The 26,423-nt window shown below is 71.8% G+C and carries 22 protein-coding genes, 1 tRNA gene and 1 pseudogene; 6 read left to right on the forward strand and 18 right to left on the reverse strand.

The window, feature by feature from the left end; genetic code table 11:
• Nucleotides 1-19 precede the first annotated feature (19 nt).
• Nucleotides 20-91, forward strand: a tRNA-Val gene (locus ACFVJX_RS18670).
• A 110-nt stretch (nucleotides 92-201) separates the two neighbouring features.
• Here ACFVJX_RS18670 and ACFVJX_RS18675 read toward each other — a convergent pair.
• From ACFVJX_RS18675 to ACFVJX_RS18690, 4 genes and pseudogenes are all read right to left on the reverse strand, one after another.
• Nucleotides 202-486, reverse strand: coding sequence for a zf-TFIIB domain-containing protein (locus ACFVJX_RS18675; protein WP_384135803.1), 285 nt, complete (start codon nucleotides 484-486; stop codon nucleotides 202-204).
• A gap of 68 nt (nucleotides 487-554) precedes the next feature.
• Nucleotides 555-1,625 (reverse strand): phosphotransferase, encoded by a 1,071-nt coding sequence (locus tag ACFVJX_RS18680; protein ID WP_384135801.1) that lies wholly within the window; start codon nucleotides 1,623-1,625, stop codon nucleotides 555-557.
• 423 nt (nucleotides 1,626-2,048) lie between these two features.
• The gene (locus tag ACFVJX_RS18685) at nucleotides 2,049-2,258 is read right to left on the reverse strand and encodes a hypothetical protein (protein WP_384135800.1); all 210 of its coding nucleotides are present in this window, start codon (nucleotides 2,256-2,258) and stop codon (nucleotides 2,049-2,051) included.
• A 186-nt stretch (nucleotides 2,259-2,444) separates the two neighbouring features.
• Nucleotides 2,445-2,739, reverse strand: a pseudogene (locus ACFVJX_RS18690) (hypothetical protein).
• Between the two features lie 205 nt (nucleotides 2,740-2,944).
• On the opposite strand from ACFVJX_RS18690, the gene ACFVJX_RS18695 reads away from it, so the two are divergent.
• On the forward strand, nucleotides 2,945-4,249 hold the full coding sequence (locus ACFVJX_RS18695) for a protein kinase (protein ID WP_384135798.1): 1,305 nt from the start codon (nucleotides 2,945-2,947) through the stop codon (nucleotides 4,247-4,249).
• 245 nt (nucleotides 4,250-4,494) lie between these two features.
• Here the strand turns inward: ACFVJX_RS18695 and ACFVJX_RS18700 are convergent, their stop codons facing one another.
• The 8 genes from ACFVJX_RS18700 to ACFVJX_RS18735 form a co-directional block, all read right to left on the reverse strand.
• Nucleotides 4,495-5,313 (reverse strand): TrmH family RNA methyltransferase, encoded by an 819-nt coding sequence (locus tag ACFVJX_RS18700; protein WP_384135796.1) that lies wholly within the window; start codon nucleotides 5,311-5,313, stop codon nucleotides 4,495-4,497.
• Between the two features lie 64 nt (nucleotides 5,314-5,377).
• Nucleotides 5,378-6,631 carry a uroporphyrinogen-III C-methyltransferase gene (gene cobA, locus ACFVJX_RS18705; protein WP_384135794.1) on the reverse strand — a complete coding sequence of 418 codons (1,254 nt, stop codon included), beginning with the start codon at nucleotides 6,629-6,631 and terminating at the stop codon, nucleotides 5,378-5,380.
• A 327-nt stretch (nucleotides 6,632-6,958) separates the two neighbouring features.
• On the reverse strand, nucleotides 6,959-10,453 hold the full coding sequence (cobT, locus tag ACFVJX_RS18710; RefSeq protein WP_384135792.1) for a nicotinate-nucleotide--dimethylbenzimidazole phosphoribosyltransferase: 3,495 nt from the start codon (nucleotides 10,451-10,453) through the stop codon (nucleotides 6,959-6,961).
• A 333-nt stretch (nucleotides 10,454-10,786) separates the two neighbouring features.
• Nucleotides 10,787-12,025 (reverse strand): precorrin-6y C5,15-methyltransferase (decarboxylating) subunit CbiE, encoded by a 1,239-nt coding sequence (gene cbiE / locus ACFVJX_RS18715; RefSeq protein WP_384135790.1) that lies wholly within the window; start codon nucleotides 12,023-12,025, stop codon nucleotides 10,787-10,789.
• Nucleotides 12,026-12,134: 109 nt separating this feature from the next.
• Nucleotides 12,135-12,812 (reverse strand): GNAT family N-acetyltransferase, encoded by a 678-nt coding sequence (locus ACFVJX_RS18720; protein WP_024488847.1) that lies wholly within the window; start codon nucleotides 12,810-12,812, stop codon nucleotides 12,135-12,137.
• 101 nt (nucleotides 12,813-12,913) lie between these two features.
• Entirely contained in the window at nucleotides 12,914-13,780 is an 867-nt protein-coding gene (locus ACFVJX_RS18725; protein WP_384135788.1) for a MetQ/NlpA family ABC transporter substrate-binding protein, read from the reverse strand.
• A gap of 71 nt (nucleotides 13,781-13,851) precedes the next feature.
• Nucleotides 13,852-14,523 (reverse strand): methionine ABC transporter permease, encoded by a 672-nt coding sequence (locus ACFVJX_RS18730; protein WP_384135786.1) that lies wholly within the window; start codon nucleotides 14,521-14,523, stop codon nucleotides 13,852-13,854.
• Nucleotides 14,520-15,566 (reverse strand): methionine ABC transporter ATP-binding protein, encoded by a 1,047-nt coding sequence (locus ACFVJX_RS18735; RefSeq protein WP_384135784.1) that lies wholly within the window; start codon nucleotides 15,564-15,566, stop codon nucleotides 14,520-14,522. Before ACFVJX_RS18735 ends, ACFVJX_RS18730 begins: the two co-directional genes overlap by 4 nt.
• Before the next feature lie 550 nt (nucleotides 15,567-16,116).
• On the opposite strand from ACFVJX_RS18735, the gene ACFVJX_RS18740 reads away from it, so the two are divergent.
• Entirely contained in the window at nucleotides 16,117-16,476 is a 360-nt protein-coding gene (locus ACFVJX_RS18740) for a hypothetical protein (RefSeq protein ID WP_384135782.1), read from the forward strand.
• A 2-nt stretch (nucleotides 16,477-16,478) separates the two neighbouring features.
• The gene (locus ACFVJX_RS18745; RefSeq protein WP_384135781.1) at nucleotides 16,479-16,916 is read left to right on the forward strand and encodes a hypothetical protein; all 438 of its coding nucleotides are present in this window, start codon (nucleotides 16,479-16,481) and stop codon (nucleotides 16,914-16,916) included.
• Nucleotides 16,917-17,094: 178 nt separating this feature from the next.
• On the opposite strand, the gene ACFVJX_RS18750 is transcribed toward ACFVJX_RS18745, so the two are convergent.
• The 3 genes from ACFVJX_RS18750 to ACFVJX_RS18760 form a co-directional block, all read right to left on the reverse strand.
• Nucleotides 17,095-17,598, reverse strand: a complete 504-nt coding sequence (locus ACFVJX_RS18750) for a GNAT family N-acetyltransferase (RefSeq protein WP_384135820.1) — start codon at nucleotides 17,596-17,598, stop codon at nucleotides 17,095-17,097.
• A 37-nt stretch (nucleotides 17,599-17,635) separates the two neighbouring features.
• Entirely contained in the window at nucleotides 17,636-18,190 is a 555-nt protein-coding gene (locus ACFVJX_RS18755) for a sigma-70 family RNA polymerase sigma factor (protein ID WP_384135779.1), read from the reverse strand.
• A gap of 128 nt (nucleotides 18,191-18,318) precedes the next feature.
• Nucleotides 18,319-19,488, reverse strand: coding sequence for a glycerophosphodiester phosphodiesterase (locus tag ACFVJX_RS18760; RefSeq protein WP_384135777.1), 1,170 nt, complete (start codon nucleotides 19,486-19,488; stop codon nucleotides 18,319-18,321).
• A 232-nt stretch (nucleotides 19,489-19,720) separates the two neighbouring features.
• Between ACFVJX_RS18760 and ACFVJX_RS18765 the strand changes: the two genes are divergently transcribed.
• Entirely contained in the window at nucleotides 19,721-20,392 is a 672-nt protein-coding gene (locus tag ACFVJX_RS18765; RefSeq protein WP_384135775.1) for a lysophospholipid acyltransferase family protein, read from the forward strand.
• A gap of 122 nt (nucleotides 20,393-20,514) precedes the next feature.
• Here the strand turns inward: ACFVJX_RS18765 and ACFVJX_RS18770 are convergent, their stop codons facing one another.
• The 3 genes from ACFVJX_RS18770 to ACFVJX_RS18780 are packed head-to-tail and all read right to left on the reverse strand — an operon-like array spanning nucleotide 20,515 to nucleotide 23,787.
• Nucleotides 20,515-22,056 (reverse strand): MFS transporter, encoded by a 1,542-nt coding sequence (locus tag ACFVJX_RS18770; protein ID WP_384129985.1) that lies wholly within the window; start codon nucleotides 22,054-22,056, stop codon nucleotides 20,515-20,517.
• Complete coding sequence (locus ACFVJX_RS18775; protein WP_384129988.1) at nucleotides 22,053-22,604, reverse strand: TetR/AcrR family transcriptional regulator; 552 nt, start codon at nucleotides 22,602-22,604, stop codon at nucleotides 22,053-22,055. The genes ACFVJX_RS18770 and ACFVJX_RS18775 overlap by 4 nt, the downstream gene beginning before the upstream one ends.
• A 34-nt stretch (nucleotides 22,605-22,638) precedes the next feature.
• On the reverse strand, nucleotides 22,639-23,787 hold the full coding sequence (locus tag ACFVJX_RS18780) for an NADAR family protein (RefSeq protein ID WP_384129991.1): 1,149 nt from the start codon (nucleotides 23,785-23,787) through the stop codon (nucleotides 22,639-22,641).
• A 469-nt stretch (nucleotides 23,788-24,256) separates the two neighbouring features.
• Here ACFVJX_RS18780 and helR point away from each other — a divergent pair, with 469 nt between their 5' ends.
• Nucleotides 24,257-26,407 (forward strand): RNA polymerase recycling motor ATPase HelR, encoded by a 2,151-nt coding sequence (gene helR / locus ACFVJX_RS18785; RefSeq protein WP_384129994.1) that lies wholly within the window; start codon nucleotides 24,257-24,259, stop codon nucleotides 26,405-26,407.
• Nucleotides 26,408-26,423 lie beyond the last annotated feature (16 nt).

Raw genomic sequence — 26,423 nt, forward strand, 5'->3', positions numbered from 1 at the left:
GTACACGCAGGGTCACCCTGCGCGATTAGCTCAGCGGGAGAGCGCTTCCCTGACACGGAAGAGGTCACTGGTTCAATCCCAGTATCGCGCACAGTCCGAAGCCCCGGTCGTCTCGACGACCGGGGCTTCGTCGTTGCCGCGCGTGTCCGCGCCGCCGGCCGGGACGTGTGGCGTCCGGGCCGACGACGCGGGACCAGCCGGTCAGGACGAGAAGAGCATCCGGCCGAAGCTCTTGTGCCGGTAGTGGCCGTGGTGGCCGCCGTGGTGCTGCTGCGGGGCGCCCCAGGCGGGTCCGGGGGCGGCCGGGTAGGCCGGCGGCGCGGGCTGCGGGGGCGGAGCCTGCTGCGTCCACTGCGCCTCGACGCGGGTCAGGGACTCCAGCTCGCCGTAGTCGAGGAATATCCCGCGGCAGCCGCTGCACTGCTCGATCTGAACGCCGTTGCGGTTGTACGTGTGCATCGGTGCGTGGCACTTGGGACACTGCATTTTCGGGCTCACTCCTCGCCATCGGTAAGCCGTCGCCGGAATACGTGCCCGCCGACGGTCGGTTCAGCCTACGACGCCGGTCCGGGCGCCAACTCGGGCCGGAATGCTGCGATTCGGGCACAAGCTTCGATCATCAGCTCCTCCACCTCATCCGGACTCCGGCCTTCCGCCGCGGACTTGGCGAGGGCCAGGGCCGCGGTCTGCACGGTCAGGGCGCGGGCGGCGACGTCCAACCCGGGCCAGGGGTCGCCCTCGGCCGGCACCGCGGGGCCTCCGGCGCCCCGGTAGGCGCCCAGGAACCGGAACCAGACTTCGGGCGGCAGCAGTCCGGCCGCGTACCAGGCCGCGGGGCGGGCCAGGTCCCAGGCGGCGTCCCCGATGCCCGCGTCGTCGACGTCGATCAGCAGCCAGTGGCCGTGCGGGGCCGGGTGCCGGACGAGCTGCCCCAGGTGCAGGTCGCCGTGGCAGAGGTGGCGCCGGCCGTGCCCGGTCGACGGCGCCTCGTCACGGGCCCGGTCGGGAAGCCGCTGCCAGGCGGCGATTACCGGCGCGGTGGCCGGGTCTCCAGGACGCGCCTCGCACATCCGGTGCACGGCGAGAGCGGCCTTCGCCGGTCCCCGCATGGCCGGCAGCCCGGACGGCCGTACGGCCCCGGGAGCCGGGAGCTCGGTGCGGTGCAGGCGCGCCAGGAGGACGGCGGCCTCCTCCCACGGCGCAGCGTCCGGATCGCCCGGGTCCACGGGCTCTCCGTGCGGCCACAGGGTGACCGGGCGGCCGTGCACTTCGGTGAGGTACGGCGTCGCGGCGACGAGGGGCGCGGCGGCCTCATACGGGGTCGTCGGGGGCGGTACGGGCAGGGGTGCGAGCAGGGTGCCCGCCAGAGCGGGGCGGGCCGCCAGCCGGAGGCGTACGGCCAGGCCGGCGGTGTCCGTACCGGGGGCATGGGCCTTGGCGACGACCGGGCCGCTGCGGACCACCGTGCCGTCCGCCCGGTCCGCGAGCACGACCGGCGGCGGGCAGTCGCAGCCGGCTGCGGCACGAACCGGGGCATGGGCCGGGACATGGGCCGGGACATGGGCCGGGACATGCGCCGCTCGGTGGGCGAGGGCGCCGAGCGCGCGTACGAATGCGGTGGTCATGTCTCCCCCGGTGGCCCGAATCTGGTCTGGATCTGGATCTGGGTCTGGATCTGCGGAACAGCCGGTGCCTTGCCCGCCGCCGAGCGGAGCGTACTCGGGTGAACGGAGCACAGGCGGGCCGCGGGGGGCCGGGCCGGGAACCGCACCCGGGCCGCAAGAGCCGAATGCCGAGCGCACCGGCTGCCGCGCCCGATCACTTCGGGGCGGCCCGGCCGTCGTCCGCGCAGGACCCGCTGCCGGTCGAGGCAGGCCGGGGGAGGCCGGGGCAGGTCGGGCAGGCCATCTACCGGGGCCGGACAGCGCGATGTCCGGTCAGCTCCCCAGCTGACCGGACAAACGCTGCCGTCCGCCGCACCCCCGTCCCCACGGGGTTGTTGGCCGGATGTCCCGGTCCGAACCGCTCTTTCGGACCCGGGGCGCCGCTCAGCGCCCCAGCATCACGCCCACGGACGACGCCTGTGTGACCACCGCATCCCAGCCGCCGAAGACGACTACGAGCAGGGCCGCCAGAGGAAGAACCATGGCCGTCGCCACCAGCGGGTGACGTTTGCCGGACGACGGGCGGCTGCCGAACGAGGCGTAGGCCCTGCGTCCCTGCGTGCGGATCATGGTCCGCGTTGCCGTGTCCGCCATGGTTCCTCTCCTGACCTGATGTGGAGCGGCGGGCGTTTGGCCTCGGGGGACGAGTGCGACGCCCGCCGCATGACTTCAACATTAGGGATCCGGCGGACGGGCGGCGTCATGCCCGCGTACCGAATGCCGGGCCTCCCGGAGGATGAGCCGTGGGCAGTCGGTGTACTCCCCTGGGTGGAGACGGGCCTACCGGACGTTGGGGTCATCCCGGAGGGAACCCTCGGAGCCCTCCTCTCTGGGTACCGGTTGTTCGACCAGGGCGAGCGGTCCTGGTCGCCATGGAGGGGGCGGTGCGCACCACGGAGCCGATAGGGGCACCTCCCATGCCTTTCAGTGCATGGGGAAGCGTGACTTCACTCACTTCGACCACCCCCTGACGGAGTGCGGTCTCCACCCTGCGGCCCGCTCCGGAGGCCACCACTTCGTACGTGCGGGTCGTGTCCCCGGCGTCCACGACCATCTGGACTCGGTCGCCCTTCATTGATCCAATCCCCCTTCTGCGACGGACCTTTGAGATCTCGCACGGCTGGGGATCCCTGCATCCGCGGCTCCCTGACCACATCTCACGTTTCCCACCCGGCACTGACAAACGATTCGTGGGCGAGGGCGCGGCCTCTGAGCACCCCGGGCGGCGGGTACGTAAGCTGTGCCTCGTCAGGCGGACCAGGCAGCGGGGATGGGCAGACATGGCGATGATGCGGCTCCGGCGCGAGGACCCGCGTGTCGTCGGTTCGTTCAGGCTGCACCGGCGGCTCGGGGCGGGCGGCATGGGTGTCGTCTACCTGGGTTCGGACCGGCGCGGCCAGCGGGTGGCGCTGAAGGTGATCCGCCCGGATCTGGCGGAGGACCAGGAGTTCCGCTCGCGCTTCGCACGCGAGGTCTCCGCTGCCCGGCGGATCCGCGGCGGCTGCACGGCCCGACTGGTGGCCGCCGATCTGGAGGCGGACCGCCCGTGGTTCGCCACGCAGTACGTACCGGGCCCCTCGCTGCACGACAAGGTGGCCGAGGAGGGTCCGCTGTCCGCCGCCGAGGTGGCCTCGATCGGTGCGGCGCTCTCCGAGGGCCTGGTGGCGGTGCACGAGGCGGGGGTCGTCCACCGTGACCTGAAGCCGTCGAACATCCTCCTCTCCCCCAAGGGCCCGCGGATCATCGACTTCGGAATCGCCTGGGCGACCGGGGCCTCCACGCTCACGCACGTCGGTACGGCGGTCGGTTCACCGGGTTTCCTCGCCCCCGAGCAGGTACGGGGTGCCGCGGTCACACCCGCGACGGACGTCTTCTCGCTCGGCGCGACGCTGGCGTACGCGGCGATGGCCGACTCACCGTTCGGGCACGGCAGTTCCGAGGTGATGCTCTACCGCGTGGTGCATGAGGAACCGCAGTTGTACGACGTGCACGACGCGCTGGCGCCGCTGGTGAGCGCGTGTCTGGCGAAGGATCCGGAGGAGCGGCCGAGCACGCTGCAACTCTCCATGCGGCTCAAGGAGATCGCGGCGCGGGAGGCGCAGGGGCTGCACGAGAGTCGGCCGCCGGCCCAGCGCTCCGCGCAGGAGGCCGACCGGCCGACGGGCCGCCTCGACGGTCCGTACACCGAGCAGCACACCCGGCGCGCGGCTCCTCCCGCCCCGGTGTCGCGTCCGCAGAACCGGCAGACGGCGCCGGCGCGTCCCGCCCCGCCCCGCACCGGGGGTTCACGCCCCGACCGGCAGCCGCGCGGCACGACGGGTTCCGGGAAGCGGACGCAGGGCGCGAAGGGGACGAAGGGCAGGCCGGGCACCCGGCCCGGGACCCGTTCGACCTCGACGGGACGGCGTCCGGCCAATCCCCGGCTGCTGCGCCAGCGGCTGGTCGTCTTCGTCGTGGTGACGCTGCTGGTGGCGCTGGGCATCGCGGCGGCGCAGGGCTGCCAGGGTCCGGCCCGCGGCCTGGGCTCCGGCGAGACGCGGAGTCCCGTCCAAAGCGGCCAGAGCCAGGGCACGGTCCGAGGTTAAAAGGGCTGTCCCGTAATCCCTGCTGGATCAGCGCGCGGCGTCGGGTGCGGTGCATCGCAAGGCGGAGGGACGTCCGCGTACTGGATGTATTCGGGCGTTCCGACAACGCGGCGCGGCGCCGTGGCCGGCGTCGTGCGCCCGCCGGGGATTACAGGACCGTCCTTGAGGCGTGTTCCGAAAGCCCCGCCTGCCCCGCGGCCGGACGATGCCCTTGCGGAACACGCACTGGCCGCCCGGCGCGGGCCTCAGCTCTGCGGGCGCCCCGTGGCCACCGCGTAGAAGGCGACGGCCGCGGCCGCGCCCACGTTCAGCGAGTCGACGCCGTGTGCCATGGGGATGCGTACCCATTCGTCGGCGGCGACGAGGGCCTGGGTGGAGAGTCCGTCGCCCTCGGCACCGAGCATCAGGGCCACCTGGTCCATCCGGTGCGGCGCCGCCTCGTCGATGCTGCTGGCCTTCTCGTCGGGTGTCAGCGCGAGCAGTTTGAAACCCGCCTCCCGTACGGTCTCCAGCGCCTTGGGCCAGGTGTCGAGGCGGGCGTACGGAACGGAGAAGACCGCGCCCATCGAGACCTTGACCGAGCGTCGGTAGAGCGGGTCGGCGCAGTCCGGTGAGAGCAGTACCGCGTCCATGCCCAGTGCGGCGGCGCTGCGGAAGATCGCCCCGATGTTCGTGTGGTCGTTGACGGCCTCCATGACGACCACGCGGCGCGTCGTGCGCAGGAGTTCCTCGGCGGCCGGCAGCGGCTTGCGCTGCATGGAGGCGAGGGCGCCGCGGTGCACGTGGTAGCCCGTGACGCGCTCGGCGAGCTCCGGGCTGACCGCGTACACGGGAGCCGGGACCTCGTCGATGACGTCGCGCATCAGATCGACCCACTTCGCCGAGAGCAGCATGGAGCGCATCTCGTACCCGGCCTGCCTGGCGCGTCTGATGACCTTCTCGCCCTCGGCGATGAAGAGGCCCTCCGCCGGCTCTCGCCTGCGCCGGAGCTCGACGTCGGTCAGGCCGATGTAGTCGCGCAGTCGGGGGTCGTCGGGGTCGTCGACGGTGATGAGATCAGCCACAGGTTGATACTGCCTTGTCCGGTGTGTGGTGCCAACGGTCTGGGAGAAGATCCGTTACCGATGGTTACTCGGCGGAGTGCCCGGTGCCGGCCGGGCCGACCGCGACGACGTCGCCGATGACGATGACGGCCGGCGGGCGCACGTCCTCCGCGACGGCCCGCTCGCCGACGGTGGCGAGCGTCGCGTCGACGCGGCGCTGCGCGGCCGTGGTCCCTTCCTGGACCAGTGCGACCGGGGTCTCGGGGGACTTACCGTGGGCGATCAGCGTTCGGGCGATGGCGCCGATCTTGTCGACGGCCATCAGCAGAACGAGGGTGCCGCGCAGCCGGGCGAGTGCCTCCCAGTCGACGAGCGACCGCTCGTCATCGGGGGCGACATGGCCGCTGACCACGGTGAACTCGTGGGCCACCCCGCGGTGGGTGACCGGGATACCGGCCGCGCCAGGTACCGAGATGGAACTGGAGATGCCGGGGACGACGGTGCAGGGGATGCCCTCGGCGGCGAGCGCCTGGGCCTCTTCCATGCCGCGTCCGAACACGAACGGGTCGCCGCCCTTGAGCCGGACGACGGCCCTGCCCGCCTTGGCGTGCTCGATCAGCGCGTTGTTGATCGCCTCCTGCGCCATGTAGCGGCCGTACGGGATCTTCGCGGCGTCGATCACCTCGACGTGCGGCGGGAGTTCGTCCAGCAGGTCACGCGGGCCGAGCCGGTCCGCGATGACCACGTCGGCCTCAGCGAGCAGACGGCGGCCACGGACGGTGATCAGGTCGGGGTCGCCGGGGCCGCCGCCGACGAGCGAGACTCCGGCGGTCCGGGTGCGGTGGTGGGGCGCGGCGAGGGTGCCGTCGCGGAGTCCCTCGACGATGGCGTCGCGGACGGCGGCTGAGTGGCGCGGGTCGCGGCCGTGCGCGTCGGTGGTGAGCACGGCGACGGTGACGCCCTCGCTGCGGCCGGTGGCGGGGGTCCAGGCAGTGGCGGCGTCCGCGTTGTCGCTCCGGACGCACCAGGTGCGGGTGCGTTCGGCCTCGGCGGAGGCGGCGTCGTTGGCCGCGGTGTCGTCGGAGGCGATGAGGGCGTACCAGGTGTCGGCGAGATCCCCGTCGGCGTACGGGCGGCGCTCCCAGCGGATCTCCCCGGCATCCGCCATCGCTTCGACGGACGGGGTGGCCGACGGCGACACGAGGACGATGTCCGCGCCGGCCGCGATGAGGGCGGGGAGGCGCCGCTGCGCGACCTGGCCGCCTCCGACGACGACTACGCGGCGCCCGCTCAGGCGCAGTCCGACGGGGTACGCGGGGTGAACGGCGTGCTCGGCCATGACGGTACGGGCTCCTCGTGCGGTGCGGAGTGCTGCGGCCGCTGCGGCGGTGGAGCGGCTGTGACGTGCGGTTTCACGATACGGGGTGGGTGCGGTGTTGCGGCTGGGGTGGGCCTGTTCGCCACCCCGCACCGTCCCGTCGCCTGGGCTCCGTCCGGGCCCACGTGCCTCGAACGCCGGCGGAACCGAATCCTTCAGGCCCGGCCAGGCATCTTCGGGCGCCTGCGGGTCCGGGTCCCCGGCCGGGACCCGAAGGAGATGCCGAAGGGCGGGGGCTCGGGGGCGGGGGTCCGGGGGCGGAGCCCCCGAAACCGCCCCGTTGCCGCGCTACTTCTCCGTGACGCCCGCCGAGTCGAACGTCGCCACGTCGTGCATCGCGCGGGCCGCGCTCTGCACGATCGGCAGGGCCAGCAGCGCGCCGGTTCCCTCGCCCAGGCGGAGATCGAGGTCGACCAGCGGGCGCAGGCCCAGCTTGTTGAGGGCGGCGACGTGGCCGGGCTCGGCACTCCGGTGGCCCGCGATGCAGGCCGCCAGTGCCTCCGGCGCGATGGCGCGTGCGACCAGGGCCGCGGCGCCCGCGCTGACGCCGTCGAGGATGACCGGCGTACGGAGTGAGGCCCCGCCGAGGAGGAACCCGGCCATCGCGGCGTGCTCCAGGCCTCCGACGGCCGCGAGCACACCGATCGGGTCGGCCGGGTCCGGCTGGTGCAGGTCGAGGGCGCGGCGGACCACGTCGACCTTGCGGGCGTGCATCTCGTCGTTGATGCCGGTACCGCGACCGGTCACCTCCGCGGGGTCCATCCCGGTGTACACGCAGATCAGCGCGGCCGACGCCGTGGTGTTGGCGATGCCCATCTCACCGGTGAGCAAGCCCTTGTTGCCCGCCGCGACCAGGTCACGGGCGGTCTCGATGCCGACCTCGATCGCCGCGAGGACCTCCTCGCGGGTGAGGGCGGGACCGGTCGTGAAGTCGGCCGTCCCCGCACGCACCTTGCGCGGCAGGAGTCCGGGCGTCGCGGGCAGCTCCGAGGCCACACCCACGTCGACCACGCACACCTCGGCGCCGACCTGGGCCGCGAAGGCGTTGCAGACCGCGCCGCCGCCGAGGAAGTTGGCGACCATCTGGCCGGTCACCTCCTGCGGCCAGGCGGTGACTCCCTGGGCGTGCACTCCGTGGTCGCCAGCGAACACCGCGACGGCCGCGGGCTCCGGGATCGGCGGCGGGCACATCCGGGACAGCCCGGCCAGCTGTGCCGAGATGATCTCCAGCATGCCGAGCGCACCGGCCGGCTTGGTCATCCGCTTCTGGCGCTCCCAGGCCTCGCCGAGCGCCTTGGCGTCCAGCGGCCGGATGCTGGAGATGGTCTCCTGGAGCAGGTCGTGCGGCTCCTCGCCGGGCAGCGCGCGGCGACCGTACGTCTCCTCGTGCACGACCCACGACAGCGGGCGGCGCTTGGACCAGCCGGCCTGCATCAGCTCCGGCTCCTCCGGGAACTCGTCCACGTAACCGACACACAGGTACGCGACGACTTCGAGGTGCTCGGGCAGGCCGAGGGAACGGACCATCTCGCGCTCGTCGAAGAAGCTCACCCAGCCGACGCCGAGTCCCTCGGCGCGGGCGGCGAGCCAGAGGTTCTCCACCGCGAGTGCCGAGGAGTAGGGGGCCATCTGCGGCTGGGTGTGCCGGCCGAGCGTGTGGCGGCCACCCCGGGTCGGGTCGGCGGTGACGACGATGTTGACCGGGGTGTCGAGGATGGCCTCGATCTTCAGTTCCTTGAACTGCTTCGCCCGGGCCTTGGGAAGCGATTTGGCGTAGGCGTCGCGCTGGCGCTGCGCCAGTTCGTGCATGGAGCGGCGGGTCTCCGCGGAACGGATGACGACGAAGTCCCAGGGCTGCGAGTGCCCGACGCTCGGCGCGGTGTGCGCTGCCTCGAGAACGCGCAGCAGCACCTCGTGCGGGATCGGGTCGCTGCGGAAGCCGTTACGGATGTCGCGGCGTTCCCGCATGACCCGCAGTACTGCGTCACGCTCGGCGTCGTCGTAGCCGGGGGCGGGAGGCGCGGTGAGGGGCTCCTCATCGGTCTCCGCCACTGCCTCGGCCTCGGGCGCATCGCCCGTCCCGGAGGTGGCGACGCTTTCGGGTGCCTCAGGCTCCACCACGGTCTGCACGGACTCGGCTTGTACGACCTCGGGCTGTACGGGCTCGGCCGGCACGGAATCCGTCTGGACGGGCTCCGGCTGTACGGGCTCCGGCTGTACGGGCTCCGGGGCCTCCTGCGGTACCGCCTGCTCCGCGGCGATCCGCGGGGCGGCCGGTTCGGCGACGGGCTCGCCGGTCTGCTCGGCAGGCACCGTAGGTCCGGCCTCCGCCGGCTGCGCCGGAGCGTCCTCGGTGGTGTGCGTCAGGTCAGGGGTCTCGATGACCTCGGGGCCCGCCTCCGGCTCCGCCTCACGCGCCGGCTCCACGGCGACCGGCTGCTGCTCGGGCGCGGCCTCGACGACCGCCTCGGGCTCCACCGGCTGCTCGGCCACGAAGGCCGGGGCCAGGTGCGGGGCGGAGGGCAGCGAACCCTGTACCTGTACGAACCGGCCCAGGGAGGAGCCGTCCGGCACGGGCTCCACCGGCGGCGCGGCGACGGGCGCCACTTCCTCGGGAGCCGTATTGACCGGTGCCGTATCGGCCTGTGCCGCCTCGACCTGCAGCGCCTCGACCTGCGGCGCCTCCACCTGCGGGGCTTCGGCAGGCGGCGTCTCGGCAGGCGGGGCTTCGACCGTTGTCACCTCGACAGGCGGGGCTGCCGCGGCCTCGACCGGTGCCGGTACGGAAACCGCCTCCGCCGCCTCGGGAGCCACCGAGACCGCCGGATGTGCCTCAGCCGGCGCCTCGGCCGGAACCTCCGCCGGGGCCTCGGCCTCGACCGGCGCGGGGGCGGAATCCGCCGCCTCCGGGACGACCGTTTCTGCTTCTGCCGACGGCGGTTGCGCCACCACCGGCTCCGCCTCGACGGCGGCCGGGGCAGCGGTCTGCTGCGGCGGCTGGGCCGCCCACTCGTTCACACCCTGCGGCGGGATCTCGCCGAGCTGCGGGCCCGGCAGGACGGCCGATTCCTCGGCCGTCATCCCGAAGTACTCGGGTTCGGCGGTGACCGGCCCCGCGTGCCGTGCGGGGGTGGGTACCGGCGCGGGTGCCTGGGCCTGCGCGGGCTGCGGCACGCCCGCCGGGCCCCGGTCTGCGAGCGAACGGACCACGCCGCCGCCCGACGTACCGCCGTAGGACGGGCCCGACTCGGCCGAGGCCGGGCCGCGGTGCAGCGGCCTGCGCGCGGGTGCCTGGGTCTGGGCCACCGGCACCTGGGCCTGCGCCGGGGCGGGGACGGGTGACGGGATGCGCACGCCGCTGAGGTCGACCGCGCCCGAGTCCCGGCCGCCGGACTCATGCGTCCCCGGGCCGGTCCTCGGCAGCGGCTCGGCGGGAGCCTGCATGGCGTACGCCGGGACCTGGACCTGCTGCTGGACCTGCTCCTGGAGCTGGACCGGGCCCTGGGCATGGTGCTGCGGGGCCGGCCGGGGCTGGTACCCGCCCTGCTCGGGCAGCGGGGCCTGGGGGGCGGCGCCGTCCGGGAACTGGCCGGAAACCGGGGCGGCCTGCGGCTCGCTCCAGGCACCCTGGGGACTCGGCATCAGCAGAAGGTCGTCGTCCTCGGACGCGTGCTCGGAGGGATCGAGGAAGGTGTAGGCATCCGGGGCGGGGTTGCCCGGCTGCTCCACCATGCCTGCGTTCTCCGGCAGTCCCTCGCCCGGGATCTGGCCGGTGTCACTCATGCGTACCCCTCGCCCATCGTCAGTGCTCCTTCCGCCCTTCGCCCGGGACGCCCGACCACGGCACACAGGCGCTCGTCCAGTGGAACGAGCGGGCGCGCCGCGCGGCACGAAACGGTCGCGGACATACTGCATTCTCGCGGTCGTTCGCCGCCGCGGCAGCTCATTTCGCCACGGCTCGCTGTGGACTGCGCCACGTTGCGCGTCCCCCGGTTCTGCCGTACCACAACGGGGGCCAAACCGGTCCCCTTTTCCGGACATTGACGAACGAAGCGACGAAGGTCCGGGCGCGGTGCAACGATCGGCCAGCCTACCTCCCGCCGTATGGCGACGGGGTCAGGGGGCGAGGTCCGAACGCAGTGCGGACAGCAGAAAGACGACCGAGCGTTCGCGCTCCGACCATGCGGCCGTGTCGAGTTCGACGGACTGCAGGAGCGAGCAGGAGACCGTGTAGCCGTTCTCGGCGAGGGCGGCGCCCAGGGCCTCGGCCTCGTCCCGGTTCGAGGCGTGGGTGACGATCCGTTCCGGCCTGCGGTCGGCGACGGCCGTGACGACGCGGACGCCGCCGCCCCCGATCCGTACGACATCGGGCTCGGGCAGCCGTTCCAGCACGTGCGGGGCGCGGCCCTGCACCACCTGGAGCTGGACCCCGAAGGTCCGGGCCGCCCCCGCGGTGCGGTCGCAGGCGTCCGGGTCGCTGTCGACGGCCAGGACCGCCGCACCGAACCGGGCCGCCTCCACGGCGAGGGCGCCGCTGCCCGAGCCGATGTCCCAGACCAGGTCACCGGTGCGGGGACCGAGATGGGCGAGTTGGGCGGCGCGCAGTCCGGGCGTCTCGCCCTCGCCGCTCTCCCCCGCCGGGTCCGCGCCTTCGCCCCGGTAGGCGCCGGCGGGCAGTGCCCAGCCGCGTACGCCCTGGGGGTAGGCGGGGTGGCGGCCCGCGATCCAGGCCCCGTCGGCGCGCTGTTCGGGTCCGCCGCCGATGACGATGACGACGTTGGGGTCGCGCCAGACGTGGTCGGCGGCCTTCTCGGAGGTGACGACGGTGACCTGCTCGCGGGCGGTGCCGAGCTCCTCGCAGATGACGAACGTGCGGTGGACGCCTTCGAGCAGCAGGGCGAGTTCGGCGGGTCCAGCACCGGGCGAGGTGAGGACGGCGACCTTGTGGTGGGCGCGGCAGACGTTCACTGCGCGGCGCAGGGTGCGGGGGTGGGCGACGACGGTCTGGGCGTCCTCCCACGGCATGCCGGCGCGGGCGAAGGCGGTGGCGACGGCGGAGACGGCGGGCACCACTTCGACTTCGAGACCGTGCTCGGGGGCGCGCAGGGTGCGTACCACTCCGAAGAATCCCGGGTCGCCGTCGGCGAGGACCACGGCGCTGCCGCGGTGGCCCGCGATCCGCCGGGCGGCCAGGTCGACGGAGCCGAGCCGGATCCGTTCCGCAGCCTGCGGGACCTCGGGAAGAGCGAGGTGGTGGGCGGCCCCGGCGACGAGCGTGGCGGCGGAGAGCGCCGCGGTGGCCGCTCCGGTCAGTGGTGAGCCGTCCCAGCCGATCACTGTGACCCGGTCGGCCATCTGTCGTCAGTCTCCTGGAGTTGTCGCGGGGGTGGGCTGGAAGCCCCGGGGTGGCCGGGGCGGGATCACCCGGTCCGTGCCGGCGGGTGCGTACGCCGGACCGGGAGGGTCAGTTCCAGTCGTTGTACGTACCGTATCCACCGGCGTCGGCGAGCTGCTCGGCGACTCCCTCCAGGTCCTCGGGGAGCAGTCCCCAGACGATCAGGTCGGTCCTGATGTCGGCCCAGCCCCCGTCCTCGGTCTGTGAGCGCGCTATGCGGGCGTTGCGGAGGATTCCCTCGCTGATGCAGCCGAGCTTCTGGGCGACCTGCTGGGAGGCGGTGTTGTCGGCGGCCGTGCGCAGTTCGATCCGCTCGAAGCCCTGGTCCCTGAACAGCCACTGGGCGAGGGCGAGCACCGACTCGGTGGCGTAACCCTCGCCGCGCGCCCAGGGGGCGGTGATGTAGGCGGCCTCGGTGGCCAGGGTGCGCCAGTCGGTGTTGTGCAGGCGGACGGAGCCCACGAGGCGCTGGGTGAGGAACTCGGTGACGGCGAAGACGATGCCGTCACCCTTGGTGCGCTGCGCGGGAGCGATCCTGCGCACCCAGCGTTCGGCGTCGACCTGGGTGTAGGGGTGGGGTGCCTCGGTCCAGGCGGTGACGAGTTCGTCGTTCATCATCTCGATGTACGCGGGGACGTCGGCCATGTCGAAGGGGCGCAGCACCAACCGATCCGTGCTGATGGAGATGTCCGGAAAGGTGGAAGTCATGCGCAGCTCCATGCCGAAGACCGTGTAAAGGCACAGCATGCAGCATCGGACATCGCTTGTGCATGGGCGGGTCCGCACGGCGCGGCCCCGCACACCCGGGCGGGGTGTGCGGGGCCGTTCCGGCAAGTGCCGTGCGCGGGTCAGGACTTGGCTGCGGTACCGAAGGCCGGGATGACCGAGCCCTGGTAGGTGTCCTCGATGAACTTCTTGACCTCGTCGGAGTGGAGGAGCTTCACGAGCTTCTGGACGCGGGGGTCCTTCTCGTTGCCCTTCTTCACGGCGATGAGGTTGGCGTACGGGTTGCCTTCGGCCTTCTCGAGCACCAGGGCGTCCTTGGCGGGCTTGAGCTTGGCCTCGATGGCGTAGTTGCCGTTGATGACCGCGGCGTCGACGTCGTTCAGGGCGCGGGGGACGGTCGCGGCCTCAAGCTCCTTGAACTTCAGGCCCTTCTTGTCGGTGATGTCGCTCAGCTTGGCGCTGGTTCCGACGCCGTCCTTGAGGGTGATCAGGCCCTTGCCCGCGAGCAGCTGGAGGGCGCGGCCCTCGTTGGTGGTGTCGTTCGGCACGGCTATGGTCTGGCCGGACTTGATGCCGTCCAGGTCCTTGACCTTCTTGGAGTAAAGGCCGAGGGGCTCCAGGTGCACGGTGCCGACGGACACCAGGTGGGTGTTGTTCTTCTTGTTGAAGTCGTCGAGGTAGGGCTGGTGCTGGAAGAAGTTGGCGTCGACCTGGCCGGACTCGGTGGCGGTGTTCGGCAGGACGTAGTCCGTGAACTCCTTGACCTCCAGCTTGAGGCCGGCCTTCTCCGCCAGGTTCTTCTTGACGAAGTTCAGGATGTCGGCGTGCGGTGTCGGGGACGCGGCGACGACGAGGGCCTTGGAGGTGTCGGCTCCGGCGCCGGTCTCGCTCTTGGACGCCGGGTCGGAGTCGGTGCCGCAGGCGGTGAGGCCGAACGCGAGGGCGGCGGTGGCGGCGGCAGCCGCGGTGATCTTGATGTTCTTACGCACGAAGAGTGCCTCTTTCCGGTGGTGATGGTGGTGCAGCCCGGACAAGGAGTGCGGGCCTGTGTGGGGGGAGGTCAGGAGGTGGTGCGGCCGCGGCGGGCCAGCAGGCGTACGGCTCCGTCACCGATCAGCTGGATGACGGTCACGATGACGATCAGCAGCGCGACGGTGATGAGCATGAACTGGTTGTCGAAGCGCTGGAATCCGTAGGTGACGGCCTTGGAGCCGAGGCCTTCGCCGCCGACCGCGCCGGCCATCGCCGAGTACCCGATGAGCACGATGACGGTGGTGGTGATGCCGGAGACGAGCGACGGCAGGGCCTGCGGCAGCAGCACCTTGCGGACGATCGTGGGGATGGATCCGCCCATGGACTGGACGGCTTCGACGAGCCCGTGGTCGACCTCGCGCACCGCCGTCTCGACGAGCCGGGCGAAGAACGGGATGGCACCGACGGCGAGCGGCACGATCATCGCGGTCGGGCCGATGAAGGTGCCGACGACCCAGGTGGTGAAGGGGATCAGGGCGATCAGGAGGATGATGAACGGCAGCGAGCGGCCGATGTTCACGATCACGCCGATGACCTTGTTCACCGGGGTGTTCCGCAGCAGTCCGCCCTTGTCGGTGAGGACGAGCAGGACGCCGAGGGGCAGTCCGACCAGGACGGTGACGAGCGCGGACCACAGCACCATGTAGAGGGTGTCGACGGTGCCCTGCGTCAGCAGCGGCTGCATTTCTGACCAGGTCACTTGGCCACCTCCTTGGTGAGCTGTGCGGGTACGGCGTCCGTGTCCTCGACGAGCTCGGCCTGCAGGCCCTGCTCGCGCAGGAAGCCGATCGGCACGACGTTCTCCTCGAAGCGGCCGGGCAGCTCGATGCGCATCCGGCCGATCTGCTTGCCGCCGACGGTGTCCATCGCGGCACCCAGGATCGATATGTCGATGTTGTACGTACGGGAGAGCTGCGAGATCACCGGCTGTCCGGCGGCCTCGCCGTGGAAGGTGACGTCGATGACCGTGCGGTCCGGGCCGGAGGCGCTGCCGCCGACCGGGAACAGTTCGTGGGCCAGTTCGGAGCCGGGTGTGGCGAGGAGTCCGCCGACCGTTCCGGACTCGACGATGCGGCCCTTCCGCATCAGCGCGGCGGAGTCGCAGACCGTCTTGACGACGTCCATCTCGTGCGTGATGAGCAGGACGGTGAGGCCGAGCTGCTGGTTGAGGTCGCGCAGCAGTTGGAGGATGGAGCGGGTGGTCTCGGGGTCCAGGGCCGACGTCGCCTCGTCGGAGAGCAGCACCTTGGGGTCGCCGGCGAGTGCGCGGGCGATGCCGACGCGCTGCTTCTGGCCGCCGGAGAGCTGGCCCGGGTAGGCCTTGGCCTTGTCGGCGAGGCCGACCAGGTCGAGGAGTTCGAGGGCCTTGCGGGTGCGTTCGCGGCCGGAGACGCCGAGGATCTCCAGCGGGAGTTCGACGTTGTCCTGGACGGTGCGGGAGGCGAGCAGGTTGAAGTGCTGGAAGACCATGCCGATGCGGCTGCGCGCCTCGCGCAGTTCCTTGCCGGCCCGGCGGCCCCGGCCGGCGAGGGCCGTGAGGTCCTGGCCGGCCACGGTCACGGTGCCGGAGGTGGGGCGTTCCAGCAGGTTGACGCAGCGGATCAGGGATGATTTTCCGGCGCCGCTCTGGCCGATGACGCCGTACACCTCACCCTCGCGGACGTGCAGGTCGACGCCGTCCAGAGCGGTGACCTCGCGGTCGCGCGACTGGTAGACCTTCGTGAGGCCCGTAGTGGTGATCACAGGGTTTCCGTCACTGTCGAGTGCGCGGCGCGGTGTCCGCCGGGCACGGGGCATTCGTCCGGTGAGACTTTCCGGACGTTCGATCGGACGTTTCGAGCGGGGTCTCGGCACAGCCCTGCGCGGTGGTGACCGCGGGGCGGAGTGCTCGGGCGGGCTCGTCCTCGCTTTGGGGCGCGAGGCTCAGGCGGGGGCCCTCAGAAGGCGCGCATTCGACACATACAACGAGCACCGGGCGTCGTGATCGCCTCGGTCGCAAGGGTGCGGCTGCTCGTCGTGGTCATGCCCCAAGTAAAACAGACGTAACGTTCCGCTCGAACCGCTTGTCCGCATAGCGGACGGCCGTGGATGGCGTCCCGAGCGGGGCGCACCGGCTCCGCGGTTTTCCGGACTCACCCCTGTGACCTGCATTGATACCGCGGCCTGATGCGCGGCGCCGACAGCAGCCGCCGGGCCGGAGCGGTGGCGGGCTGTGGCCAAGGCCACGGTCGCGGTGGTGCCCGGGTACGGGGGCGCACGCGGCGGGGCCCGTGGCCCGTAATACCCTCGGCTCATGCTTGACGCCCTGACGATCGCGGTCGGCGTGGCCGCCCTCGCCCTCGCCGCCTGGTGCGGATTCGCCGCCTACCGGGACCAGCCGACCAAGGACTGGCACTTCATCGGGATGGCCGTGGTGTCGGTGCTGGCGCTGGCGCAGCTGGTGGTGGGGATCGTGCAGCTCGCCCGCGGCGAGCGGCCGGAGCAGGGCATGACCATCTTCATCGCGTATCTGGCCGGGGCCTTCCTCGCCGTACCGGCGGCGGGTTTCCTGTCGTTGAGCGAGCGGACCCGCTGGGGTTCGGTGACGGTGGCGGCGGGCGCGGTGGTGCTGGCCGTTCTCGAAGTACGGCTCTACGACATCTGGGGAAACTGACCGTGACCGACACCGATAGCACCCCCGCGGCAGCCACCGGCGAGAAGAAGCCCTTCGATCTGGGCACCGGTCCGGGCCGCGTACTGGTCTGGTTCTACGGCGTGTTCACCGTGGCGGCGGCGTCCCGTGCGGTCGTCCAGATGATCCTGGACTTCGACAGGGCGCCACTGGCCTACGTGCTGTCGGCCGTCGCCGCGCTCGTCTACGGCTTCATCACCTACTCGCTGGTGCGCGGCGGGGAGAAGGCTCGCCGGACGGCGCTGGTCTGCTGCGCCGCCGAACTCGTTGGGGTGCTGATCGTGGGGACGTGGACGCTGGCCGACCCGTCCGCGTTCGCGGACGCCACCGTCTGGTCGGACTTCGGCGCGGGTTACCTGCTCATCCCGGTGATCCTGCCGGTCACCGGGATGATCTGGCTGCGCCGCGCGAAGGCCGCCTGAGGACTGTCCCGCAATCCCTGGTGGATCAGCGCGCGGCGTCCGACGCGGTGCATCGCAAGGCGGAGGAACGTCCGCATACTTGATGTATTCGGGCGTTCCGACAACGCGGCGAGGCGCCGTAGCCGGCGTCGCGCGCCCATCGGGGATCACGGGACAGCCCTCGGGGCTGTCCGGCAGGTCAGGCGCTGGTGACGTACGCGGCGGCCGTGGCCTCCTTCTCCAACAGGATCATCCGGACGCCGTCGTTGCCGGTGGCGTTGCCGACGGGTGCGTAGCCCGCGCGGCGGTAGAGCCGCAGATTGCTCTCGCTGAGGTGGCCGGCGTGCAGCCGGAACCGGGTGGCCGACCGCTGGTCGGCGAGTGCGGACTCCGCGGCCCGCAGCAGCCGGGCGCCGAGTCCGTGTCCCTGGAGTCTGGGGTGGACGCAGAGCCGCCCAATCTGTCCGGTGCCGTCCTGATCCGCTGATCCCCGTACCGAACCGACGACTTCGTCACCGAGCCGCGCCACGAACACCAGGTCCGTGGCGATCTCGGCGCGCAACGAGTCGAGGGTCTGGACGAGCGGGTCGATCCGGTAGTTCCCGTAGAGCTCCGCCTCGCTCTGAAAACAGAGGTACTGGAGCTTCAAGATCTGTTCGGCGTCGTCCGTGCCCGCCGCCGAGATGATCACGCTCATGCCCATCCGCGCATGCCTCCCGCTCATCTGATCCGCCGGTTGTCTACCGCTCCTTTCCCCGCAGTTCAGGAGCTACAACCTCCGCCGCCAGCATTCTGCGCAGACATCCAAGGCATCTGGAACGGATCGGGCCCAAACTCCCTTGTGACATACCCAACTCCCCTGCGATCTCCCGGTAGGTGGGATCGTTCGGCGCGAGCATCGCAGTCAGCAGGCGTGCGCAGCGGGCGGGCAGCCGGTCCACGGCAGCGCGCAGCACCCGGCGTTCGTCGGCGCCGGCGAACGCCCGCTCGGGACAGCCGGCCGGGTCCGGGGCCCTCTCGTCGCGGTAGGGGCGTTCGTGGCGGGCGGTACGGCGGGCCCGACGGGCCTCGCCGCGCACGGTGTTCCGCACCCAGCGGACCGCGTCCTGCGGCGGTCCGTGCCTCGGCAACCGTTCCAGCAGGCGGATCCAGACGGCCTGTTCGAGGTCGGCGGGGTCGACGGCGGCGCCGGTGGCCGAGGCGGCGGCTTCCGCCCCCGCCTCGGCCCTGACCAGCGGGTACAGGCTTCGGACCACGGCAGCGGGGAGCTCCGCGGGAAGGTCGGTCAGCGTCATGCACCCACCCGACGCGCTGCTCGTGGCGCCGGCTGCCGAACCGGGTGAGCACCACCCGACCGGGGCACGCCCCGGCCGGGTGCTGACGTCCGCACGCCGCCCGTTGGCCATCGGCCCGGCCGGGCCCGCTACTCGGCGGCGAAGTCCGCAGCCGCGAGCAGGGCCGTGTCCGGGTTGTCAGAGAAGATCCCGTCGATGCCCGTCGCGAAGTACGCGGCGAAGGCGCCGAACGCGTCGCCGTACGCGTTGGGGTCCGTACCGCGCCGGAAGTCGGCGGGCAGGAAGGTGTTCTCGTTGCGCATCGTGTAGGGGTGCAGGACCAGCCCCTGAGCGTGTGCGTCGCGCACCAGGGTGGTGGGTGCGGTGAGCTTGCCGGAGGCGTCCTTGGGGATGATCAGGTCCAGGGTGGGTCCGATGCCCCGGGCGAAGGAGGAGATCCACTTGAGGCCCGCGGGCTTCACCAGGTCGTCCGTGGTTCGCGGGTCGCCGTTCGCCTTGAAGTCCCAGGGCTGTGTCCCGGCGTCCGACAGCAGGACGACGCCCGGGGTGGCGACGAGCTTCGCCAGCCGCTGGATGCTGGTGGGTTCGAAGGACTGGAGGATGAGCGGCGACTGGGCGCGGTGGCGGTCGTAGCGTCGCAGCAGTTTGACGAGCCGCTCCTCCAGGCCGAGGCCGAGACCGCGGAAGTAGGTGGGGTGCTTGGTCTCGACGTACAGCCAGACCTTCTTTCCGCGCCTGCGGCCCTCCCGCTCGGCCCACTGGAGGACCTCCTCGAAGGTGGGGATCTCCCAGCGGCCGTCGTACAGCGTGTTCCGCTGGCGGTTGCCCGGGATGCGCTCGACGGCCCGCAGCGTCTTCAGTTCGGCGAGGGTGAAGTCCTCGGTGAACCAGCCCGTGAGCGGGACGCCGTCGACCGTCCTGGTGGTCCTGCGGTTTGCGAACTCGGGGTGCTGGGAGACGTCGGTGGTGGCGGTGATGTCGTTCTCGTGGCGGCAGACGAGGTGGCCGTCCTTCGTCGGCACGAGGTCCTGCTCGATGACGTGCGCGCCCATGTCCAGGGCCAGCTGGTACGAGCCGAGGGTGTGCTCGGGGCGGTATCCGCTGGTGCCCCGGTGTCCGATGACGGTGGGCACGGGGAGGTCGAGGCGGTGGCCGCCGCCGTGTCCGCCGGATCGTTCGGCGGTGTTCCCGGCGGCTCGCGCCGTCCCGGAGAGGCCGATGGCCGCGGTACCGAGTACCGCCGCCCCCACGCCCATGACGGTCCGTCGTCCGGGATTGGCCTGCGCGCGCTCTGTCATGAATGCTCCTCGCATGTGATGTCCGGCACCTGCCGAGCGAGGCCCGAGCGTAGGCATCTCGGCGGTCCTGATGGCGGCACCTGGGCCAACATGGCGCAAACACGCGTCAACACTGCGTATCCACTGCGTGAACCCGATGTGCGATCAGGCAGTACCCGCGAGTATCGTCCTCACCTGCATGGACCGCTCAATCCGTCGCTCGGCCGGCCCGGCCACTACACCGGAGGAACCGTTGTCCCGACTCGCACTCATCAAGGCAGTGCTCGGACCGATCCTGCGCCTGATGTTCCGGCCGCGGGTGGAGGGCATCGAGAACATTCCGGGATCCGGGCCGGTGATCCTCGCGGGGAACCACCTCACGTTCATCGACTCGATGATCATGCCGATCTGCTGCGACCGGCCGGTGTTCTTCATCGGCAAGGACGAGTACGTCACGGGCAAGGGGCTCAAGGGCCGGCTGATGGCCTGGTTCTTCACGGGTGTCGGCATGATCCCGGTGGACCGGGACGGCGGCCGCGGCGGTGTCGCGGCGCTGATGACGGGCCGCCGGGTGCTGGAGGAGGGCAAGGCCTTCGCGATCTACCCGGAGGGCACCCGCTCCCCCGACGGCCGTCTCTACCGTGGCCGTACGGGCATCGCACGGCTGACGCTGATGACGGGTGCGCCGGTCGTGCCGTTCGCGATGATCGGTACGGACAAGCTCCAGCCGGGCGGCTCCGGCGTGCCGAAGCCGGGCAAGGTCACGGTCCGCTTCGGTGAGCCGATGGAGTTCTCGCGCTACGAGGGCATGGACCGCGACCGCTATGTACTGCGGGCGGTGACGGACTCCGTGATGGCCGAGGTGATGCGGCTGTCCGGCCAGGAGTACGTCGACATCTACGCGACGAAGGCGAAGGCCGCCTGAGCCCGAGCGGGACACAGAACGACGCACATGCGGAAGGGCCCGTACCCCGGTTGGCGGTACGGCCCCTTCCGCATGTGCGTTCCACCCGTACGGCCCAGGGAGACGGCGTCCGGTACGGGTCGCTAGGGCGCGATCCCTTCCTCCAGCTCCTGGCCGCGCAGCAGGAACCAGGCCGCGAGCGCCGTCGCCAGGAGGACGGCGGCGCCGAAGACCGAGGCCAGCCGCAGGCCGTCGACGAAAGCGTCCTGGGCGGCGGAGAGCAGGGCGGCCCCCTGCTGCTCCGGGAGCACCTTGGCCGCTTCCACGGCGCCGCCCAGTGATTCGTGGGCGGCCGACGAGGTGGGGTCCGGGACACCCGCCGGAGTGGCGAAGTCCTGGTAGACGCCGGTGACGATGGACCCGAGCAGGGCGATACCGAGGGCGGCTCCGAGCTCGTACGCCGTCTCGGAGACCGCGGAGGCGGAGCCGGCGTGCTCCTTCGGGACGCTGGAGAGGATCACGTCGGAGGTCACGGTGAAGGCGAAGCCGGCCCCCACACCCACGATCAGCAGGAGGGCACCGATCAGCGGATAGGCGGTGTCCTTGTGGATCGCGGCGACCGCGGCCAGCGCCAGGCCGATCCCGCCGAGCCCTCCGGCCACCACCCACCGCACGGTGAAGCGGCGGGCGGTGACTCCGGCCAGCAGACCCGCGGTGACGGCTCCGACGGCGGCGGGCAGCTCGGCCAGCCCCGCCTCCAGCGGCCCGCGCCCCTGGACCAGTTGCAGGAACTGGGAGAGGAAGAAGACCAGGCCCGAGAGGCCGAGGATGGTCAGCAGATCGGCGAGCACGGCGCCGGAGAAGCCCCGGTGGTGGAAGAGCCGCATGTCCAGCAGGGGTGCGGGGAGGCGGAACTGCCGGCGTACGAACCAGACGAGCGCCGCCACTCCCCCGATGCCCGCGACGGCGACCACCCAGCTGCCCCCGTGCGCCGCCAGCTCCTTGATGGCGTACACGACCCCGATCATGCCGACGAGCGAGAGCCCCACGCTGACCATGTCCCACGGGCCGGGCGCGGGGTTCTTCGACTCGGGGATCAGCTTGATCCCGATCACCACGAGGACGGCCATGACCGGCAGGTTGATCAGGAAGACGGAGCCCCACCAGAAGTGCTCCAGGAGGAATCCGCCGACGACCGGCCCGACCGCCGCACCGGCGGATGCCATCGCCCCCCAGATGCCGATGGCGAGGCTCCGCTCCCGCGCGTCGTGGAAGAGGTTGCGGATCAGGGCGAGGGTCGACGGCATCAGGGTGGCACCGGCGACGCCCAGCAGGGCCCGCGCGAGGATCATCATCTCGGGCGTCATCGCGTACGCGTTGAGCACCGAGACCGCGCCGAAGGCGGTGGCTCCGCAGAGCAGCAGCTTCTTGCGGCCGATGCGGTCACCGAGACTGCCCATGGAGACCAGGAGCCCGGCGATGACGAAGGAGTAGACGTCACCGATCCAGAGCAGCTGGGTGCCGGACGGCTTGAGGTCCTCGGTCAGGAACGGTGTGGCGAGGCCGAGGACGGTCGCGTCCACGGCCACCAGCAGCACCGCGAGCACGAGCACGGACAGCGCGATCCACCGCCCGGGGCGGCGCAGTTCGGTAACAGGCTCCGGCTGCCGTTCCATGCTGCTCATTGCTCCACGCTCCGGCGTGCGCCGCCGAGCAGCAACTCGACGATCATGTACTGGAAGTCCTGCGCGGCCACCCGGCCCACCTGGACGGCCCAGGCACCGGTGCCGATGAGCCCGTAGAGGGCCTCGGTCAGCCAGGCCGGGGTCAGGTCGATGCGGAATTCACCGCGCTCCTGGCCGCGCCGGAAGAAGGCGGAGACCCTGGCGTCCAGCCGGTCCCAGCCCTCGTTCAGTTCGTCGCCCTCGAAGAGCTGGTTCTCGGTCACCAGGAAGGAGAGCAGCCCGGCGCTCGGCTCGACGGCCGCGACGAAGCGGCGCAGCGCCTCCTGCGAGGTGCCCCGGTCGAGCTCCGCGGCGTCCAGGGCCGCTTCGAACTCCTGGATCCCCAGCTCCTCCAGTGCCCTGACCAGGGCGTCCCGTCCGGCGAAGTGGCGGTGCAGGGTGGCGCGGCCGATGCCCGCGGCCCTGGCGACCTCGTCCATGGTGGCGGTCGATTTACGGGTCAGCAGGGCGGCGGCGCTGCGCAGCACCTGCTCACGATCCAGACTCATGAGACGACAGTAGCCCACATGAGACAGGAATGTCTCATCGCTTCCGTCCGGCGGCCCGGGGGCGTGTCACCCGATTCCGGCCCGGTGCGCGTGGAGTTCGGAGCGGACGAGTTCGAGCAGACGGCCCGTCCAGTTCCGGCCGCGGCCGGCGTTGTCGCCCCAGAAGAGGGAGTCCGCCTCGTCGTAGACGAGGGTGGCGTCGTCGGTTGCCAGCAGGATCTCCGCCAGGTCGGGAATGCTGGGTGTACTTGGCGCGCAGCAGGATGGTCATCACCGCGGTCCGGGCGTGCGCCCAGCCTTCGCGCCGGGTGGCGCGGGCGGCCAGTTCGCGCGCCTCGTACGAGGTGCCGGCCCCGGCGACGGCGGCCCGCAGGGTGGGATCCGCGACCGACAGGGCCCAGTAGGCGTGGGCGACCGACGCGTAGGTGGCGCCGTCGAGCTCGATGGGCGCGGGGTAGTCGCCGCGCAGCGCCACCGTGCCCGGATCGTCGAGCCGCTTGCGCGGATAGGAGTGGTTCAGCTTGACCGCCGGTGCGTACGGTGTCGGCGGCCCGTCCGCCGGGATCCGGGAGGACGCGTCGGCGATCGCCCGGGCCCGCTCCTCGAAGTAGCCGACGGCCTCGTCGTACACCTCCTGCGAGACGATCCTCTCGGGCCGGTCCTCCGGCACACCTCCCGGCCCGGCCACCAGCACCTGGAGCGGCTGGTCCTTGCGGTCCATGTCACCCAGCGCGTAGCGCCGCTGGGTGACGGGGATCGCGAGATAGGCGCCGCGCGCCGCGGCGCGGTTCTCCTCGGTCCGGTCGGCGAGGAAGGTGTCGACGGCGGCCATGCACCGGGCGGTGGAGTCGGGGCGCCCGTTCAACTGATCGACGGTGTCCCGCACTTCGGCGAGCAGAAGCTCGGGGGTGAACCGGACGCGCGGCTCGTGGAACGTCCACGCGGCCAGGTCGTGGGCCGAAGCCCGGGCGCCGTCCGGGAGCTCGGTCGCCACCCAGCCGGAGCGCAGTTTCCGCTCGAACTCGTCGAGGGTGACCAGGCCCCAGCAGTCGATGAGCCCGTCGGCGTAGATGAAGAGATCCGTGAGGAAGAACGTCCCACCGTTGCAGATGAAGGCGTGCCGCCAGGTTCCGGGTATGCGGATGCCGTCGGCCGTACGGTGTGTGATTCGGTTGCCGATCATTCCGCCATTGTGGTGGGCGGAGAAGGAGCGCACGATGGGCTCGCGTCACGGGCCGGGGGTCTGTGGCCGGGAGGTTCGAGCGGTCACGAACCCACTCCTTGCCACTTTCAACTTATAGCGCATGGGGGGGCTTGCGGCAAGGCCCCCGTCATGGCGCAGAATCATCGGTCCAGGGCTGAATTCTGCGGAACGGGAGTCATGTAGTGGGTGTGCTGTTGTCGGCGTACGGGTCGTGCCGGGATGCCGGACCGCCGGAGAGGCCGCCCATGCCCGGGTGAGCCGAACAGAGCCACCCAGCGAGCACCCCGGTACACGAGAACCCGCAAACCCACGCGACCCGCGACCGGCGACGACCACGGGGCCGGCACGGACGGAGCATCGTCCGTCCCGGCCACCGGGTACGTCGCACGGGTCCGGGCGCCCTGCCGCGCGCACCGACCGCAAGCGGCCCCAGATCGGAGCTGATGACGTGAATCCCCTGACCACCAGTGCGTTCGCCCTTCCCGACCGCCTCTCCCCCAAGGCCGACCCGGCACTGATCGACGGCGACGAGCAGCACTTCGCGGCCATCGCGGAGTGCCTCGACGAGTCGATCGCCGAGCTGACCGAACGGCTGGACGCCGAGCGCAGAACGCCCGGCGGTGCGGGCCGGCAGGCGATGGACCGGGACGTGGAGATCCACCGGCTGACCTCCCGCCTGCGCGCGCTGCGCCGCTTCGGTCTCGACCTCTGCCTCGGACACATGGTCGCGGCGGACGACGGCGAACCCATGTACATCGGCCGGCTCGGCCTCACCGACAGCTCGGGCCGCCGGCTGCTCGTCGACTGGCGCTCCCCGGCGGCCGAGCCGTTCTTCGGAGCCACCCACGCCAACCCGATGGGGCTGGCGAGCCGCCGCAGGTACCGCTGGACGCGCGGCCGGATCAGTGACTACTGGGACGAGGTGTTCACGGCGGACGGGTTCGCCGGCCACGCCGCGCTCGACGACCAGTCCGCGTTCATCGCCAGCCTGGGCAGCAACCGCTCGGCGCGGATGCGGGACGTGCTCGGCACCATCCAGGCCGACCAGGACGCCATCATCCGCGCGGGGTCCCGCGGAGCGCTCGTCGTCGACGGCGGTCCGGGCACCGGCAAGACCGTGGTCGCGCTGCACCGATCCGCCTACCTCCTCTACTCCGACCCACGCCTGGGCCACCGGCGCGGCGGCGTGCTGTTCGTCGGTCCGCACCAGCCCTACCTGGGCTACGTCGCCGACGTCCTGCCCAGCCTCGGTGAGGAGGGCGTGCAGACCTGCACCCTGCGCGACCTCGTCACCGAAGGCGCCGCGGCCGCCTCCGAGACCGATCCGGCCGTGGCCCGGCTGAAGTCCTCCGCCCGGTTGGTGAAGGCGGTCGACGCGGCCGCCAGGTTCTACGAGGAGCCGCCCACGAAGGGGATGACGGTCACCACCCACTGGTCCGACATCTGGCTGAGCCCCGGCGACTGGGCCGTGGCCTTCGAGGCGGCGGAACCCGGCACCCCGCACAACGAGGCGCGTGACCAGGTCCGGGCCGAACTGCTCACGATCCTGGTGGACAAGCACGAGGGCGATGTCGCCGACGACGTGCTCCGCAAGTCGCTGCTGAAGAACCGGGAGCTGCTCGCCACCTTCGACCGGGCGTGGCCGCTGCTGGAGGCGGCCGACGTCGTGGGCGACCTGTGGTCGGTCCCCGCGTACCTGCGCAGGTGTGCCCCCTGGCTCAGCCGCGAGGAGGTGTCCCTGCTCCAGCGCCCGGACCCCCAGGCCTGGACCGTGTCCGACCTGCCGTTCCTGGACGCGGCACGGCAGCGGCTCGGCGATCCGGAGGCGTCACGCCGCAGCCGCCGGCACCAGGCCGTCCTGGCCGCAGAGCGCGAGCACATGTCCAAGGTCATCGACACCCTGCTGCAGGCGGACGACGACGGCGAGGGTGCGGTGACGATGCTGCACGGCCAGGACCTTCAGGAGGCCCTGGTCGACGGGAGCGCGGTGCCCGGCACCGAACCCGACCTGCTCGCCGGGCCGTTCGCGCACGTCGTCGTGGACGAGGCCCAGGAGCTGACCGACGCGGAGTGGCAGATGCTGCTGATCCGCTGCCCGTCCGGGAGCTTCACCATCGTGGGGGACCGTGCCCAGGCCCGTCACGGGTTCACCGAGTCGTGGCAGGAACGGCTGAGGCGGATCGGGCTCGACCGGATCCGTCTGGCCTCCCTCAGCATCAACTACCGGACGCCGGAAGAGATCATGGCGGAGGCCGAGCCGGTCATCCGGGAGGTGCTCCCGGACGCCAACGTCCCTACGTCCATCCGCAGCAGCGGTCTGCCCGTCGTGCACGGACAGGTCGCGGAGCTGGACTCGGTCCTCAACACCTGGCTCGCAGGCGATGCCGACGGGATCGCCTGCGTCATCGGCGATCCGACGTTCCGGCCGACGACGGCCCGCGTCAGGTCGCTGGCCCCGGAGCTGACGAAGGGGCTGGAGTTCGACCTGGTCGTCCTCGTCGATCCGGAGAGGTTCGGCGAGGGCATCGAAGGAACGGTCGACCGCTATGTCGCGATGACCCGGGCGACCCGGCAGCTCGTCGTCCTCACGACGCCCTGACCCCGGTCACGCGCGC

The organism is Streptomyces sp. NPDC127177 (genome assembly GCF_042672475.1).
Lineage (GTDB): Bacteria > Actinomycetota > Actinomycetes > Streptomycetales > Streptomycetaceae > Streptomyces.

Excerpts from the sequence above, each read along its gene's own strand:
- ACFVJX_RS18675 (WP_384135803.1), bottom strand. The coding sequence starts at position 486 with ATGCAGTGTCCCAAGTGCCACGCACCGATGCACACGTACAACCGCAAC.
- ACFVJX_RS18680 (WP_384135801.1), bottom strand. The coding sequence starts at position 1,625 with ATGACCACCGCATTCGTACGCGCGCTCGGCGCCCTCGCCCACCGAGCG.
- ACFVJX_RS18685 (WP_384135800.1), bottom strand. The coding sequence starts at position 2,258 with ATGGCGGACACGGCAACGCGGACCATGATCCGCACGCAGGGACGCAGG.
- ACFVJX_RS18695 (WP_384135798.1), top strand. The coding sequence starts at position 2,945 with ATGGCGATGATGCGGCTCCGGCGCGAGGACCCGCGTGTCGTCGGTTCG.
- cobA (WP_384135794.1), bottom strand. The coding sequence starts at position 6,631 with ATGGCCGAGCACGCCGTTCACCCCGCGTACCCCGTCGGACTGCGCCTG.
- cobT (WP_384135792.1), bottom strand. The coding sequence starts at position 10,453 with ATGAGTGACACCGGCCAGATCCCGGGCGAGGGACTGCCGGAGAACGCA.
- cbiE (WP_384135790.1), bottom strand. The coding sequence starts at position 12,025 with ATGGCCGACCGGGTCACAGTGATCGGCTGGGACGGCTCACCACTGACC.
- ACFVJX_RS18720 (WP_024488847.1), bottom strand. The coding sequence starts at position 12,812 with ATGCTGTGCCTTTACACGGTCTTCGGCATGGAGCTGCGCATGACTTCC.
- ACFVJX_RS18740 (WP_384135782.1), top strand. The coding sequence starts at position 16,117 with ATGCTTGACGCCCTGACGATCGCGGTCGGCGTGGCCGCCCTCGCCCTC.
- ACFVJX_RS18750 (WP_384135820.1), bottom strand. The coding sequence starts at position 17,598 with ATGGGCATGAGCGTGATCATCTCGGCGGCGGGCACGGACGACGCCGAA.
- ACFVJX_RS18755 (WP_384135779.1), bottom strand. The coding sequence starts at position 18,190 with ATGACGCTGACCGACCTTCCCGCGGAGCTCCCCGCTGCCGTGGTCCGA.
- ACFVJX_RS18760 (WP_384135777.1), bottom strand. The coding sequence starts at position 19,488 with ATGACAGAGCGCGCGCAGGCCAATCCCGGACGACGGACCGTCATGGGC.
- ACFVJX_RS18770 (WP_384129985.1), bottom strand. The coding sequence starts at position 22,056 with ATGAGCAGCATGGAACGGCAGCCGGAGCCTGTTACCGAACTGCGCCGC.
- ACFVJX_RS18775 (WP_384129988.1), bottom strand. The coding sequence starts at position 22,604 with ATGAGTCTGGATCGTGAGCAGGTGCTGCGCAGCGCCGCCGCCCTGCTG.
- ACFVJX_RS18780 (WP_384129991.1), bottom strand. The coding sequence starts at position 23,787 with ATGATCGGCAACCGAATCACACACCGTACGGCCGACGGCATCCGCATA.